The sequence below is a fragment of the Nibrella saemangeumensis genome, from assembly GCF_039541915.1.
GTDB classification, from domain to species: domain Bacteria; phylum Bacteroidota; class Bacteroidia; order Cytophagales; family Spirosomataceae; genus Nibrella; species Nibrella saemangeumensis.
Map to the genome: position 1 here is coordinate 202,735 of NZ_BAABHD010000029.1, position 14,772 is coordinate 217,506.

Annotated in this window: 10 protein-coding genes; all 10 read left to right on the forward strand. The window is 55.1% G+C overall.

Annotated features, from left to right (window positions below; translation table 11 throughout):
• The first annotated feature begins 51 nt into the window (after positions 1-51).
• Genes ABD949_RS13930 through ABD949_RS13975 form a run of 10 tightly spaced genes read left to right on the forward strand, consistent with a single transcriptional unit; the run spans position 52 to position 14,751 of the window.
• A complete protein-coding gene (locus ABD949_RS13930) occupies positions 52-2,391 on the forward strand; it encodes a GumC family protein (protein ID WP_345244411.1) in 2,340 nt (779 codons plus the stop codon).
• A 47-nt stretch (positions 2,392-2,438) separates the two neighbouring features.
• Positions 2,439-3,578 carry a DegT/DnrJ/EryC1/StrS family aminotransferase gene (locus ABD949_RS13935; protein WP_345244413.1) on the forward strand — a complete coding sequence of 380 codons (1,140 nt, stop codon included), beginning with the start codon at positions 2,439-2,441 and terminating at the stop codon, positions 3,576-3,578.
• Positions 3,579-4,160: an acyltransferase gene (locus tag ABD949_RS13940; protein WP_345244415.1), complete on the forward strand. Its 582-nt coding sequence runs from the start codon at positions 3,579-3,581 to the stop codon at positions 4,158-4,160.
• Between the two features lie 39 nt (positions 4,161-4,199).
• Positions 4,200-5,303, forward strand: a complete 1,104-nt coding sequence (locus ABD949_RS13945) for a Gfo/Idh/MocA family protein (RefSeq protein WP_345244416.1) — start codon at positions 4,200-4,202, stop codon at positions 5,301-5,303.
• Between the two features lie 40 nt (positions 5,304-5,343).
• The gene (locus ABD949_RS13950) at positions 5,344-6,696 is read left to right on the forward strand and encodes a lipopolysaccharide biosynthesis protein (RefSeq protein WP_345244418.1); all 1,353 of its coding nucleotides are present in this window, start codon (positions 5,344-5,346) and stop codon (positions 6,694-6,696) included.
• Between the two features lie 15 nt (positions 6,697-6,711).
• Positions 6,712-7,992 (forward strand): hypothetical protein, encoded by a 1,281-nt coding sequence (locus ABD949_RS13955; RefSeq protein ID WP_345244420.1) that lies wholly within the window; start codon positions 6,712-6,714, stop codon positions 7,990-7,992.
• Positions 7,993-7,995: 3 nt separating this feature from the next.
• Positions 7,996-8,886: a glycosyltransferase family 2 protein gene (locus ABD949_RS13960; protein WP_345244422.1), complete on the forward strand. Its 891-nt coding sequence runs from the start codon at positions 7,996-7,998 to the stop codon at positions 8,884-8,886.
• A 4-nt stretch (positions 8,887-8,890) separates the two neighbouring features.
• On the forward strand, positions 8,891-11,722 hold the full coding sequence (gene asnB, locus ABD949_RS13965; protein ID WP_345244424.1) for an asparagine synthase (glutamine-hydrolyzing): 2,832 nt from the start codon (positions 8,891-8,893) through the stop codon (positions 11,720-11,722).
• Positions 11,723-11,728: 6 nt separating this feature from the next.
• A complete protein-coding gene (asnB, locus tag ABD949_RS13970) occupies positions 11,729-13,600 on the forward strand; it encodes an asparagine synthase (glutamine-hydrolyzing) (RefSeq protein ID WP_345244426.1) in 1,872 nt (623 codons plus the stop codon).
• Positions 13,597-14,751, forward strand: a complete 1,155-nt coding sequence (locus tag ABD949_RS13975; RefSeq protein ID WP_345244428.1) for an adenine nucleotide alpha hydrolase family protein — start codon at positions 13,597-13,599, stop codon at positions 14,749-14,751. Before asnB (ABD949_RS13970) ends, ABD949_RS13975 begins: the two co-directional genes overlap by 4 nt.
• Positions 14,752-14,772 lie beyond the last annotated feature (21 nt).

The following is a 14,772-nucleotide window of genomic DNA, read 5'->3' on the forward strand; positions in this document are numbered from 1 at the left end:
GGGGAGGTAACGGCATGAACAACTGACACCATTTTTGTAAGCGCACACGGAATGAGTAACAATATTCCCTATACCTATCCAAGCCAGGAACCGATCAAATCCGATTTTCAGGTAACACTGCACCACTACCTGAAAAACTGGCGGTGGTTTGTTTTTTCCCTGGTGGTTGCTCTCATCGCAGGCTATGTATACCTGCTGTACGCTACTCCTCTGTACAAAATCCAGTCGAGCCTGCTGGTCAAAGACGAGAACAAAGGCATTTCGGAAGAGAACGTCCTGAAAGAACTGGACTTCTTTACCCCGAAGCGGGTCATCGAGAACGAAGTCGAGATCCTCCGCTCCTACACACTCATGGAAAAAGTGGCGGAGCAACTGGGACTCGACGTACGCTATTACCAGAAAACGCCCTTCGGCAACCGGGAAATCTACAACCGGGCTCCCATTAAGATGGACGTGCAGGAGGCCCTGCCCCCGTTGTACGAAGAAAAGATACAGGTTGATTTTGTAAACACCGGTAAGGTTCGGATCGACAATACCACGTATCCGCTGAACGAGGCTGTCAATACGCCATACGGCCGGCTGACGTTCATCGCCACGAAACCTTTTTCCGACACAACCCAACCGGTTATTATCCAGGCCGACCCCCTGGCGGAAACGGTGCAGGATTACCTGAAGAAACTGAACGTTGAGCCCAGCAGCAAAGCCTCTACCGTGCTGCTGCTGTCGCTGGAAGACGCTGTTCCGCAGAAAGGGGTGGACATTCTGAACCACCTGATCGACGCCTACAACGCGGCCGCCGTTGAAGACAAGAACCGCATTGTAGCCAATACCCTGCAGTTTATCGAAACCCGGCTCAAGCTCGTTTCGGGAGAACTCTCCTCGGTCGAAAAGGATATCGAGTCCTATAAGTCGACGCAGGGCATCACCGACATGAGCGCCGAAGCACAGGTGCTGCTAAGCAAAGTGGAACAGAACGACGCGCAGCTTAGCCAGACCAACATCCAGCTGGGCGCTCTGGCCGACATTGAGCGGTATGTACTCAGCAGTGGGGCGGCCAAAGGCAATATACCGGTTACGCTGGGTCTGAGTGATCCGGTGCTGGTCGGGCTGATTGGTAAGCTCACCGAACTCGAACTGCAACGGGATGCCATGGCCCGTACTACCTCGGAGGCCAACCCCCTCCTGCGCGCGCTCGAAGACCAGATTACCGCGACTAAAACAAATGTCTACGAGACTATCCAGAATCATAAAAAGATTCTCAATGGCACCCGTCAGCAACTACTGGCCACCAATGGCCGGTTTGAATCCCTGATCCGGAGTGTACCCAAAAAAGAGCGGGCGCTGATGGACATTACCCGCCAGCAGTCGATCAAAAATCACCTGTACACCTACCTGCTCCAGAAGCGGGAGGAAACCGCCCTGTCGTATGCCGCCACGGTGGCCGACAGCCGGACCATTGATAAAGCCCGCAGCGGCTCCAGGCCGGTGAAGCCGATTAAGCCGCTGATCATGCTGTTGTTTGCTTCGGTGGGCCTGCTGATTCCGGTTATTGGCATCACCCTGCGTGATTTGCTGAACAAGCGGGTGGCCAGCCGGACTGATATTGATGAAATGACCAACGCGCCGGTGATCGGCGAAATTGCCCACGTCAGGCACAAAAACCCGATTGTGGTCTCGGGCAACGATCGCTCGGCGGTAAGCGAACAGATCCGGGCCCTACGCACCAACCTGCAGTTTCTGCGGTCGGGCAGCAATAACCTGGCCCTGCTGGTTACCTCCAGCATCAGCGGGGAGGGCAAATCGTTTGTGACGGTAAATCTCGGCGCGAGCCTGGCCCTGATTAAACGACCGACGGTTATTCTGGAGATGGACCTGCGCCGGCCAACGCTGCACTCCAAATTCGGGTTGCCGATGCAGACAGGCCTTAGCAACTACCTGGTGGGACAGGCCGAACTGGACGACATTCTGGTGCCGATTCCGGGCTATAACAATTACTGGCTGATTCCCTGCGGTCCGATACCGCCCAACCCGACCGAATTGCTGACAAGTCCGCGCCTGGAAGAACTCTTCGTCAAACTCCGCGAACTGTTCGATTTTGTTCTGGTCGATGCACCACCAGTCGGGCTGGTAACCGACGCGCAGATCATCGGCGAACATACGGATGCTACCCTGTACATGGTCCGGTACAATGTCACGCCGAAACAGTCGCTCCGGAGCATTGAAACCCTGTACAAGGAACAGCGACTGCGCAAACTGAGCCTGGTGTTGAACTCCGTCGAAAGTGAGAGTATGTACGGATACGGCTACTATGAGCCGCACCCGGATGAGGGCAATAAGATGATTCAGCGACTCCGGACCTTTCTGGTCCCTTCGCGAAAGCGTCTGAACTAAAAGCCCTGAAGCGTTTGGGTACCGGCGACCCTAAACCACTTGATGTTATGAAGATCGCGTCCATCCAGATGGTCGATTTGCACGGGCAGTACCTGCGGCTCAAGGCCGACATTGATGCGGCTATTCAGCAGTGCCTCGACCAGACGGATTTTATCAATGGCTCTTTTGTCCGGCAGTTTCAGCAGGATCTGGCAGCCTATTTACAGGCGGAGCGGGTGATTACCTGCGGCAACGGCACGGATGCCCTGCAGCTGGCGTTTATGGCCCTGAGCCTGCAACCGGGCGACGAGGTACTTGTGCCGGCTTTTAATTACGTAGCCACCGCCGAAGTGCTTATGCTCCTTGGCCTCGTCCCCGTCTGGGCCGACGTCGATCCCGATACCTTTACGCTGACCGCCGAAACCGCCGAACGAGCACTGACAAACCGTACCCGAGCCCTTGTACCGGTACACCTCTTCGGGCAATGCGCCGATATGGACCCGCTGCTCAGACTGGCAAGCGCCCATAACCTTTTTGTGGTGGAAGACCTGGCGCAGGCCATCGGCAGTACGTATACAAGTGCTGACCAAACCGTTAAAATGGCCGGTACGCTGGGTGACGCAGGCTCGCTGTCGTTCTTCCCGTCGAAGAACCTGGGATGCTACGGTGATGGCGGTGCGCTCTGCACCAACGATCCCGAACTGGCCGACCGGTTGCAGATGATTGCCAACCACGGCCAGCGGGTGAAGTATAAGCACGAACTGGTTGGGGTAAATTCCAGGCTGGACACCATTCAGGCGGCCGTGCTGACCGTCAAGCTCCGCCACCTGAACGAGTTTAACCAACACCGGCAACTGGCAGCCTCACGTTATGACTCGTTGCTGAGTGCCATACCCGGTATTAAACTACCTGCCAGGGCTCCGTATTCAACGCACGTCTTTCATCAATACACCATACGGGTGGCCGACGATAAGCGTGACGGTCTGCAGCGGTATCTGCGTGAACAGGGTATTCCATCGATGATCTACTACCCGATGGCCATGCACCAGCAACCAGCCTATGCCAGTAGTAAGTCCCCGGCTGGCAGCTTTCCCGTAGCCGAAGCCCTGTGCCGGCAGGTCCTATCGTTGCCGATGCATACGGAACTGACGCAGCGGGAGCAGGAATACATTGGTTCGGTCATTGCAGACTACATGCACAAACGGTAAATGATCAGCGAAACCGTACATATACACCCCACCGCCGTCGTTGATGAGGGCTGCACCATCGGTCAGGGTACGCGCATCTGGCATTTTTCGCACATCATGCCGGGTTGCGTGATCGGCAACGACTGCAATATCGGACAGAACGTGGTGGTGTCGCCGGAGGTAGTGCTGGGCCGCAACGTGAAGGTGCAGAACAACGTCTCGATCTATACCGGTGTCACCTGCGACGATGATGTGTTCCTGGGACCGTCGATGGTCTTTACCAATGTGATTAACCCCCGGAGTGCCGTTAACCGCCGGAACCAGTACCAGCGGACACACGTAGGCAAAGGCGCGTCCATCGGGGCCAACGCTACCATCGTCTGCGGTAATGACATTGGACCGTATGCCCTGATTGGGGCCGGGTCGGTGGTTACCAGACCGGTACCGGCATACGCCCTGGTTGTGGGCAATCCGGCCCGGCAGATCGGCTGGGTCAGTGAATACGGCCACCGGCTCCAATTCGATGAAAACAAAGAAGCAGTCTGCCCGGAGAGTGGGCAGGTCTATCAATTAACCGAAAAAGGCATTTTGCGGCTTACTTAAGCCAACAGTTACTTATTCACACTTGGACGTTTACACGGTATGCTGTCTACACAGAAATTGATTCGCTTTGGGGTTATTGGTTGCGGCCATATTGGAAAACGTCATGCCGAGATGATTACACGCCAGCCCGGTGCCGAACTGGCCGCGCTGGCCGATACAAAACCGGTTGAGGAGCTAGGTATTGAGCAATACGACGTCCCTTTCTTTTCGTCGCTGGAGGAGATGCTCCGGGCTGATCCTGATCTGGACGTCATTTCGGTGGCTACGCCCAATGGCCTTCATGCCACCCACGCGCTGGCTTGTCTGGACGCCCGTAAGCACGTAGTTATCGAAAAACCGCTGGCCCTGTCGCGTCAGGACGCTGAGCGGGTACTGCACAAGGCCCTGGCCCGACGGCGGGATGTGTTTGCCGTGATGCAGAACCGTTACTCACCGCCGTCGCAATGGCTGAAAGAAGTGGTTGATTCGGGCATTTTAGGGAAACTTTACATCGTCCAGATGAACTGCTACTGGAACCGCGACGAGCGCTACTATACCGCCGGGAGCTGGCACGGCCTGCGTGACCTCGACGGAGGAACCCTGTTTACGCAGTTCTCGCATTTCATTGATATCATGTACTGGCTGTTCGGCGACATCACGGGCATTCAGGCCCGGCTGATGGACTTTAACCACCAGCACCTCACCGATTTTGAAGACAGCGGCTTTGTCTCTTTCCAGTTTCTGAACGGCGGCATGGGTACGCTGAACTTTTCGACCTCGGTCTGGCAGAAAAACCTGGAAAGCAGCATCACCATCATTGCCGAGAACGGCAGTATCAAAGTGGGCGGGCAATACATGGACCGGGTGGAGTACTGCCATATCCGCGACTACGTAATGCCAACGCTGGCCCCCACCAATCCGGGTAACGACTATGGTAGTTATACCGGCTCAGCGCAGAACCATAACTTTGTTTTTGAGAACGTGGTCAAGGTGTTGCAGAACCAGGCTACTATTACTACCAACGCCATGGAAGGGCTGAAGGTAGTTGATATCATCGAGCGGATTTACCAGTCGGCCAACCGGGAGTTTATTAAAACGCCGGTGCGTATTATTCCCGAGCCTCAACCGATCACGTACCCGCAGAAAGCGGCCGGATGGCAGTAAGCCGGTTGTGACCGGCAACCGATAACGTAACGGAAGCAGCATGAATGTGAGATTATTTACGGGCGTTAACGTATCGGAACGGACAGTCAATGTTTTACAGAACATTTACCGCTCGCTGTTGTACAAGGGCGCGTCTATTATCGCTACGCTCCTGTTGGTGCCGCTTTCTCTCCAGTACCTGGACAAAGAGCGGTATGGCATCTGGATTACGCTCAGCTCCCTCACCGCCTGGCTTACTTTTTTTGACATTGGTATTGGCAACGGCCTCCGCAACCGCCTGACCGAAGCGCTCGCCCGCAATCAGCTTACCGAAGCCCGCAAGCTGGTCAGCACAGCTTACGCGGTAGTCGGTGCGCTGATGGTAACGCTCTGGCTGATCTTTCTACTGGCGTCGCCGTTTATCAACTGGTCCTGGCTCGTTAACGCATCTGACCTGCGGGAAGCAGAACTCAGCCTGGTGGGTACCGTGGTTGTCAGCTTCTTTTTTGCCCAGCTGCTGCTGTCGCTCATCAATCCGGTGCTGAATGCGTACCAGCAGAACAGCAAGACCGGGCTGATCATTCTGGCCATCAATGTGGGTTCGCTGCTGGGGGTGTATACGCTTACGGTGGCTACGCAATCCTCCTTTGCGCTGTTTTGTGTGGTTCAGAGCCTGATCTCGCTCGGCAGCTACCTGGCCTTTACCTGGTACTGTTTCACCTATACCTTTCCGGAACTGCGCCCGGCGCTGGCGTATGTAGATTTGACAAAACTGAAGGCCGTCATGGGACTAGGGCTCCAGTTCTTTATCATGCAAATTGCCGCCGTTTTGCTTTACCAAACCAATTCTATATTAATTTCGAGGTGGTTTGGTCCGGACGAGGTTACCGACTACACGGTTTCGTTCCGGTATTTCAACGTCATCACCATGGGCTTCAGCATTATTACGGCACCCTTCTGGTCATCGTTCACGGAGGCCTATACCCGGCAGGATTATAGCTGGATACGGGCGGCCATCCGCCGGTCGGTGCAACTCTGGGGAGTGCTGCAACTGGCCCTGGTCGTGATGGTGCTCAATGCCGATTGGGTGTATAAAGCCTGGACCGGCACTATTACCGATATACCGCTGAGCCTGTCCATTGCCAACGCCGTTTACGTGAGCCTGTACGCCTGGAACAACATATTTATTACGTTCCTGAACGGCACGGGCAAAATCAGGCTTCAGTTTCTGGTGACCCTGTTCGTGCTGATCCTGTTTTTTCCGCTTACGTATGGGCTGGCAGTAGTGGCCGGTATCGGCGTCGAGGGAATTGTCTGGGGTAATTGCCTATGCTTGGCGCTGTTCTCCATACAGGCTCCGCTCCAGTATCTGAAACTGATGAACGCAAAAGCAGGCGGACTCTGGAGCCGATAACGTCAACAACAAACTATGCCTTCTGTTCGCACGCAATATGTATTAGCCTACGGTTTGGTTGCCATAACGGGCATCGAGTACTTTTACCGGTCGCAGGAGTTCAGCATCCTGCTGTTCCTCATAGCGGGCTTTATCGTGCTTACCCGGAATGTGACCACCACGGTCCGGCCGCTGCGCATTATTGTCGCTTTCTTCCTGCTGGAACTCGTGCAGGCGCTGTACTTCAACAACTTCGTCTTTACTTCATTACTGAGCCTGCTGGTCAAGCTGTTCCTGATCTATTTCGTCGTCCAGATCTGCGGCATCCGGCTTATCAAATACTACACAGATATCATGTACGTAAGCGCCCTGCTGGCGCTGCCTATCTATTTTCTGACGTTTATCCCGGCCGTTGAAGGTTTTCTGATTGAGAATGTAGCCGAAGTATTCTTCAAACCGTTCTTCGCGCTGGGCAAGAGCTTGTATGAGACGAGCTCCAACATCATCATTTATACCTTCAACCCGTATGCCAAGGAGGTTATTATCCGGAACTCCGGGCCATTCTGGGAACCGGGGGCTTTTGCCGTTTTCCTGAACCTGGCTCTGATTTTCAACCTGGCCTACCGCAAAACCCTGCTGAACCGCCAAAACAACTTGTTCATCATCTCCATTATCACCACATTCTCGACGGCCGGCTATGTTACCCTGTTCATTATCCTCATCGGGTATGTGCTGACCAGCCAGTCCATCGGGCGGGGCGTCAAGGCGTTTTACGTAACGCTGCTGCTGTTTGGGGCGATTTCGGCGTACGATGAGTTTGCGTTTCTGGGCAGCAAGATTCAGGAAAACATCAGTCTGGCGAAAGAAGACAATACCTCCCGGTTCGGCAGTGCCTACCTTGACATCATTGATATCATTAAAAACCCGTTGATCGGCTACGGCCGGCGCAGCGAGAACCGGTTCGGGCAACTGGCCAAATCGCTGGACGCGTCCATCCACCGCAACAACGGGGTTACGTTCCTGATGGCTACCTACGGGGTTCCGGCGGCTATCCTGTATTTCATTACGCTGTTTGCTTTTGTCCGGCGTTACTGCCGGCTGGTCCAGTTTTCGCCCCGATTTACGCTTTACGCCTTTATCGCTATTATGTCGGCCGGCTTCTCGCAGGGTATCTTCGACCGGGCGCTGTTGTTGTCCTTCCTGTTTCTGGCCGACCGCCTGCGGTATATGGAAACCGCCACCGCCCGGTTGCCACTGGAAACGGCTCCCCCACCGCAGCCGGAATTGTCCCTTTCCGAAAAAACCAGAGACGGCTAACGTATGGAAAGCCTAGCCATCATCATACCAACCTTCAACCGACAGGCCTGCCTTCGGGCGCTGCTGCACCAACTGGCCTCCCAGCAACCGGTCAGCAGCCGCGTGGCGATTGTGGTCGTGGTGGATGGCTCTACCGATGGAACCCTGGAGATGCTGGCGCAGGAGTTTCCGGAGGTCCACCGCGTGCTGGGCGACGGCTCCTGGTGGTTTACCCGCTCGGTCAACGAGGGTATCCGGTACGCGGAGGAGAGTCTGCAGCCAGACGCGTTCCTGATCCTGAACGACGACAGCGAGATTGAGCCGGATTACCTGATAAAACTCTATCAATCGGCGCAGGCCGTTGAACAGCCGGCCCTGATGGGCAGCCTGGCGCTGGCCAATACGCAACCGCCGATGGTGACGTTTTCCGGCAACAAGAGTCTGACACGCTGGCGGCTGAAATCCACCAGTTACCTGCCGCACTTTTGCCCATTCGATTCAAACACCATGACGGGTGTCTACCCTACGTATGGGCTGGTCGGTCGGGGTATGCTGATTCCGCAGGCGGTCATTCGCCGGATCGGGTATCTGGACGAAGCAGCCTTCCCGCAGTATGGTTCTGATGATGATTATGCCTTAACCGCCCACCGGCAGGGTATTCCGGTATATATTTCCTGGGATGCCAGGGTGTATACCAGTGAGCAGCTAACCTCCGACGGAACGGCCCACCGCCAGCAAAAGCTACCGGTATTTCTGAAAAGCTTTCGGAACAGATACTCGATCAATTCACTACAAAAACAGATAACCTTTTACCGCCGGCACGGCATAGCGCCCCTATGGCCGCTGGCAACCCTGATTTTTATACTAGGTACGTTCAGGGCGTATCTCTGGAAATACCGGAATATTAGAGTTTAAGATTATGTGCGGAATAGTTGGCATCATACAAACCAATCACGAGGCCCGGCCGCTGGCGGAATGCATACGGCGTATGACCGATGTGATCGCGCACCGGGGTCCCGATGATGCGGGTTTTCTGCTGGCCGATCAGCAAACGGTCTCCGTATTCGGGGGCGAGTCGCTGGTGGTTGCCGATGCCTTACCGGATTACTATCCCGCTGACCCGATAACGGAAGCGTATGCGCTCCGGTCTGCGCTGGCGTTTGGTTTCCGGCGGCTGGCGATTATTGACCTGTCACCGTTCGGGCACCAGCCGATGAGCTTCCGAAACCGCTACTGGATCGTTTTCAACGGCGAAATCTACAATTACCTGGAAATTCGGGAGGAGCTGGCGGGTGCCGGTTATTCATTCCAGTCGCAGTCGGATACGGAGGTCATCATGGCTGCGTACGACTACTGGGGAACCGATTGCCTGAACCGGTTCAACGGCATGTGGGCCTTTGCCATTTACGATCAGGAGCGCCGTGAGCTGTTTATGAGCCGTGACCGCATGGGCATCAAGCCGCTGTACTACTACCATCATAACGGCACCTTCATCTTCGCATCAGAGATCAAATCCATACTGGCTCACCCCGACGTGGAGACGGCTCCGAATACCGGCTACATCAACCGCTTTCTCCAGGAAGGGGTGAACGAGTTTCAGGAGGAAACGGCGTTTACCAATATATACCGGTTCAGCCGGGCGTCGTACTGGCGGGGAAGCATCGCGCAGATGCCGGCGGCCAGCCTGCCCGCCACCACGTTCTGGACCGTGCCCATCAATCCCTCCACGGAGTCCTTTGACCCGTACAAAGCGGAGCAGTATGCCCGGCAGTACCGGGACCTGCTGCGGGATGCCGTTCGGTTGCGGTTGCGGTCAGATGTGCCGGTCGGCACGGCCTTTTCGGGGGGGCTGGATAGTTCGTCGATCGTTCATTACATTAATGAGCTTCACCGGGAGAACCAGGTTATGCAGAAGCTGAAAGTCTTCTCTACAGTGTACCCCAGCGACGGTGTTAAAAACTGCGACGAGAGCGAATTCATCAACCTGATGGCCGAACGCTATCACCTGGAAGCCTATGGTGTAGAGCCGCAGCCCGCCCAGGTTCCGGAGCAGATGCAGCAGATGGTATGGGCGATGGAAAACCCGCAGGAAAGCACCCTCATGTCGTACATGTTTACCTACGGACTGGTGCGGCAAAACGGCGTTACCGTCACACTCGACGGCCAGGGTGCCGACGAACTGCAGGGTGGTTACAAGTACTACATAACCAACCACCTGGCCAATGTCTCGGCAAGCGCACTCCGGAAAGAATACGCTACGTTCGCCAAAATGCCGGGCAGCCGGTCCTTTGCCCGGCTGGGGGTAGCGTTCAATATTCTGCGGCAGTTAGGGTTCAAAAATCTCACCCGGCAGGGCTTGAAAAAGCTGGGCAAGTTGTCTGACCCGTTTGTGACGGTAAACGAACGGCTCCACCATGACTATTTCAACCACATGGTCACCTTGTTGCACTACGGCGACCATAGCGCTATGGCGTACTCGGTTGAGGCCCGCTACCCGTTTCTGGACTACCGATTGGCCGAGTTCTGGCATGGTATGCCGGGGGTCTACAAAGTTCATGAGGGCTGGACGAAATACGTAGCCCGGCTGGCCATGAATAGCCTGCTGCCGGACCAGATTACGTGGCGGAAAGATAAAATGGGCTGGGAGATTCCGCAGGATTACTGGTTCCGTGGTGAATTGAAAGAGTGGTTTTGCAGCACTATTGAAAACTCCAGATACCTGCAATCGATGGGGCTGGGCAGCGACATTCGCCAGCAACTGGACCAACCCTATACCGACCACAAAAGCATGAAAACGATGCTCCGGCTGCTGAACCTGGCGCTGTGGCATAACACCTTCTTTGCGCAACAGACCAGGGCAACCGGAGAACTTACGTATGCTATCGTTACGCCCGTCCGGAACGAAGGCGAGCATATTGAAGCCACCCTGCAATCGGTCGTCGCGCAAACGACCAGACCGCTCCTGTGGGTCATTGTTGATGACCACTCAACCGACCGAACTCCGGAAATTTTACAGAGATACGCCGGACAGCATCACTGGATCAAAGTCGTTACCGGCCCGGAGCTGAAGCGAGATGATTATAGCTCCCGCGTGGTGCAGCTGTTTAACTACGGTCTTGGCCTGGTCGATGTTACCTACGATGTGGTAGTTAAGCTGGATGGCGACGTCTATTTCAAGCCCGACTTCTTTGCCAGCATCCTATCGGAGTTTAAGCAGAACCCCAGGCTGGGCATTGCCTCCGGCCACCTGACCATCAACGGCGTCCGGGAAAAAGCCGATTTAAGCGCCGGCAACACGCGCGGGGCTACCAAATGCTACCGGAAGGCCTGCCTCACCGACATCGGGGGCGTATACCCATACACCAGCTGGGATACCGTCGATAATGCCGGTGCCCGTGCCAAAGGCTGGGAGACCCGGATGCTGCCGTATGAGTTTGAACACCTGAAACCGGAAGGATCACGGGCTGGTTCGCTGCTCTTTAATCACTACCGGACTGGGCTGTCCAACGGACGGATTCCCTACGTCGGGGCTTACTTTATGGCCAAAGCGTTTTCCAAAGCCCTGGAGCCTCCACTTTTTCTGGCTCCGTTTGTCCAGCTTTATGGTTATATTCAAACCCGTTTTATCCGAAAGGAACGGCCATTCCCCGATTTTGTCTCGCAACAGGTGCGCAAAGAACAGAAAGCCTACCTGCTTCGGCGACTGACGGGTAAACGATCCAATCATCCGACAAACTCAACCGTTCGTTAACACACTATGTGCGGCATTTCAGGCATCGTCAACTTATCCGAAAAGCCGGTAGCCTTACCGGCGGTCGAGGCCATGATGCTGCGCCAGCGGCACCGGGGGCCCGACGATACCGGTACATTCGTAGAAGGGAATGTTGGGTTAGGCTTTGTGCGGCTCAGCATCCTTGACCTGTCGAGTGCCGGGCACCAGCCAATGGTATCGGATGATGAGCGCTACGTGCTGGTCTTTAACGGGGAGATTTACAACTACCTGGAGATCAGGCAGGAGCTACAGGCGCACTTTACCTTCCGCACCCAGACCGATACCGAAGTGCTGCTCAACGCCTACCGCCACTGGGGACCAGAGTGCCTGCACCGCTTTAACGGCATGTGGGCCTTTGTGATCTACGACCGGCGGGAGAAAACCCTGTTTGCCGCCCGCGACCGCTTCGGGGTCAAGCCGTTCTACTACTACCCGGCAGCCGATACGTTTGTGTTTGCCAGCGAGATACCCCCCATCTTCGAACACGTTCAGAGATTGCATCAATCGCTTGACCCCGACGATACCGTGTTGTACAACTACCTGCTGCACGGCCGCACCGACCTGGACGAAAACACCTTTGTGCGGCAGATCAAGAAGCTTAAGCATGGACATTGCCTGACTATCCGGCAGCACAAAGTAGCAATTAATCGCTGGTACCGGCTTGAGGAGCAGTTGTACAAAGGCTGGGAAAGCCCGGAGGACTATTACGAAACCTTCGAATCATCCGTCAAACTGCGACTGCGCAGCGATGTACCCGTAGGCATCTGCCTGAGCGGGGGGCTAGACTCCTCTTCGGTAGCCTCCACCCTGATTACCGGCCTGCATAAAAAAGATTACTACGCGTTTTCTGCCGTGTACGGCGACGGCCGCACCGGCGACGAGCGCAGCTTTATCCGGGAGTATGAGCGGCAACTGCCCAATCTGGTATACGTTCACCCGACAGAAGAAAGCCTGCTGGCCGATTTCGATGAGTTGATGCGCTGCCATTTTGAGCCGTTTGGGGGTCTGAGTATCTATTCGCAGTTTAAAGTGATGAAAGATGCCGCCCGTTACCTGAAGGTGTTGATGGACGGGCAGGGTGCCGATGAGCAGTTGGGCGGGTATTCTTATTTTTTCGGTAGTTTCTTTAGGGAACTGCTGCTGACGGGGCAGTTTGCCCGGCTGCTGCACGAGAGCCGGACCTATTACCAAAATCACCGGTCGTTCCGGGCGCTAGCGTATCTGGGCTACTACATGGCTCCGAAACGCCTGAAAGCGGCTGCTTCTTACCGGAAAGCCAATGGCATCAACGCCGATTTTTACCGGCAGCAGGCGTCCGTATCCAGTATTGCCGATGAGCTGTTCAATCCAAAGTCGCTGAGAGAGTCGCTGCTCCAGCATTTTGAAAGCAAACTGGAGCATAACCTGAAATGGAACGACCTGAACAGCATGTATTTCTCCATAGAACTGCGCGAGCCGTTCCTGGATTACCGGCTCGTCGAGAAAACACTCGCGTCGCCGTCGAACCTGCTGATTCGCAACGGCACCACCAAATGGATTCTGCGCGAGGCCATGCGCAACCGGCTGCCGGAGCGGATTCGTACCCGGCAGGACAAAGTCGGCTTCGAAAACCCCGCCGATGACTGGATGCGATCCGCCCTGTTCCAGCAGAAAGCGGAAGAAGCATTAAACAACCCTGCCCTTATTGGTTCGGGGTATTTTGATATGGCGCAATGCCGGAAGCGGCTGAAGCTCCATCAGCAGGGGTCCATCAATATTGCCCGCGACATCTGGAAGTGGATCGAAGTCGCCCATTTTCTGGGCAAATTTTCAACAGTAAACAGCCGGCCCGAATATGCCGGGTCCATCAACGTATGAGTGATTATCAGATTTGTCAGGAGGGAATTTGGGATACCTCGGTGCCGGGCATTCGCTTCGATGCGCAGGGGGTATCCAACTATGCCACTATTCAAAAAAAGCTGTCGGCCAGCTTCCCACGCGGAGCGGAAGGCAAGTCGGCCTGGGAGCAGACTGTTGCCCGGATCAGGAAGCAGAAGCCGGCCGGCTCCCGCTACGACTGCCTCATCGGCGTCAGTGGCGGTACTGATAGTTCCTACCTGCTGCATATTGCCCGAGAATACGGTCTGAACCCGCTGGCCGTTAACCTCGACAACGGCTGGAACTCCGATATCGCCGTTAAAAACATTAAAAAGGTCACGACCGCTCTGAACATCGACCTGGAAACCTACGTCATCGACTACGAAGAGATCAAGGACATTCTGCGGTCGTACATGTTTGCCGGGCTACCCTGGATTGACGCCCCTACCGATCTGGCCATCAAATCAATCCTCTACAAGCTGGCCGACCAGGAAAACCTGAAATACGTGCTGATCGGCAGCGATTTCCGCTCCGAGGGTAAGCAGCCTTCCGAATGGACCTACACCGACCTGCGGCAACTAAAGCATGTACACGGACAGTTTGGCCGGGTTAAGCTGAAAACTTACCCAACCATGACGCTCTGGGACTTTCTGTACCTGGGTTATGGCAAGAAAATCAGGCTCGTTGCGCCGTTTAATCACTTGCCCTACCAGAAGAAAAATGCTCAGGCTATATTGCAGGAATTATACGCATGGGAATACTACGGCGGCCACCATCACGAGAACCTGTTCACCAAATTTGCGGTCGCCTATTGGCTGCCCCGCAAGTTTAACATCGACAAAAGGCGCATTACGTTGTCGGCGCAGGTGCTCAGTGGGGAAATCACCCGTGAAGAGGCTCTGGCAATGATCAGCCAGCCGCCGTATGCGACAGACCGGATGGAGGCAGACAAAGCGTACGTCATTAAAAAGCTGGATTTAAGCCCGGCCGAATTTGACGCCATCTGGGAGGGTCCAAACAAAACGTTTCTGGATTACCCGTCGTACTACCCGCTGATGAAGCGCATGCTTCGTCTGTCGGCTCCCGTGCTGAAACAACTATTTGCCGTAAAGCCCAAAATCTTCTACGAAATGGAGGAACGGGCGGCTTAGCGTACCGGCCTAAGCCATACC

Bases quoted from the DNA above. Each gene is read 5' to 3' on its own strand.
- ABD949_RS13930 (WP_345244411.1), top strand. From the start codon at position 52: ATGAGTAACAATATTCCCTATACCTATCCAAGCCAGGAACCGATCAAA.
- ABD949_RS13935 (WP_345244413.1), top strand. From the start codon at position 2,439: ATGAAGATCGCGTCCATCCAGATGGTCGATTTGCACGGGCAGTACCTG.
- ABD949_RS13940 (WP_345244415.1), top strand. From the start codon at position 3,579: ATGATCAGCGAAACCGTACATATACACCCCACCGCCGTCGTTGATGAG.
- ABD949_RS13945 (WP_345244416.1), top strand. From the start codon at position 4,200: ATGCTGTCTACACAGAAATTGATTCGCTTTGGGGTTATTGGTTGCGGC.
- ABD949_RS13950 (WP_345244418.1), top strand. From the start codon at position 5,344: ATGAATGTGAGATTATTTACGGGCGTTAACGTATCGGAACGGACAGTC.
- ABD949_RS13955 (WP_345244420.1), top strand. From the start codon at position 6,712: ATGCCTTCTGTTCGCACGCAATATGTATTAGCCTACGGTTTGGTTGCC.
- ABD949_RS13960 (WP_345244422.1), top strand. From the start codon at position 7,996: ATGGAAAGCCTAGCCATCATCATACCAACCTTCAACCGACAGGCCTGC.
- asnB (WP_345244424.1), top strand. From the start codon at position 8,891: ATGTGCGGAATAGTTGGCATCATACAAACCAATCACGAGGCCCGGCCG.
- asnB (WP_345244426.1), top strand. From the start codon at position 11,729: ATGTGCGGCATTTCAGGCATCGTCAACTTATCCGAAAAGCCGGTAGCC.
- ABD949_RS13975 (WP_345244428.1), top strand. From the start codon at position 13,597: ATGAGTGATTATCAGATTTGTCAGGAGGGAATTTGGGATACCTCGGTG.